This is a genomic window from Acinetobacter sichuanensis, from assembly GCF_003024515.2.
GTDB classification, from domain to species: Bacteria; Pseudomonadota; Gammaproteobacteria; order Pseudomonadales; family Moraxellaceae; genus Acinetobacter; species Acinetobacter sichuanensis.
This window is the reverse complement of record NZ_PYIX02000229.1, coordinates 1-532: the sequence shown is the minus strand read 5'-3', so window position 1 is coordinate 532 and position 532 is coordinate 1. Positions and strand designations below refer to the sequence as shown.

Sequence of the window (532 nt, the reverse complement as noted above, 5' to 3'; positions counted from 1 at the left end):
GCGCCTGAGTGGGCTTCAAGTTACTGCAAAGACTCAAGTGAATATTACTCGGTTCATGATGATTTTGAATGCTGTTACAACTTAAGTAACCTCCGCACCGCCATTGCTCAACATGAATCAAACAACCATCAAGAAACATCTCATTGTAATAACAGCGGAAATTGTGAAAAGCGGTTTAATTCTAGTGAAGTAATCAAGCAACTCGAATTAGACCACATCACCAACATCCGCAATCACATCTCGCCAAATACGAAGGTGGTGGAGTTATGAGCTTTTATCCTGAAACCAGCACAATCAATATTAAAGATGATGAGAAAGTCATCAAGTTTGAGAGAGTGTTTCAACGTGCTGAGTGCAAGCATAGTCACATTGAAATCTCAGAAGAAGATAACGAAGTTTTGTGCCTAGATTGCAAAACTAAATTAAATCCAATCTGGTGGATATCTAAATATTTAAAGCATCTCAACCAAGTAACTGAACGAAATAATCGAATGTTGTCTGAGGCTAGGGAAATTACTAAGAAGCTTGAAAA

The 532-nt window shown here is 38.0% G+C and carries 1 protein-coding gene and 1 pseudogene; both read left to right on the top strand.

Annotated elements, in window-relative coordinates; genetic code table 11:
• On the top strand, positions 1-270 hold a 270-nt coding region (locus tag C9E89_RS23720), incomplete at its 5' end, for a hypothetical protein (protein WP_213069667.1).
• Positions 267-532, top strand: a pseudogene (locus C9E89_RS23175) (hypothetical protein); the annotation flags it as partial. The gene C9E89_RS23720 and the pseudogene C9E89_RS23175, both read left to right, overlap by 4 nt.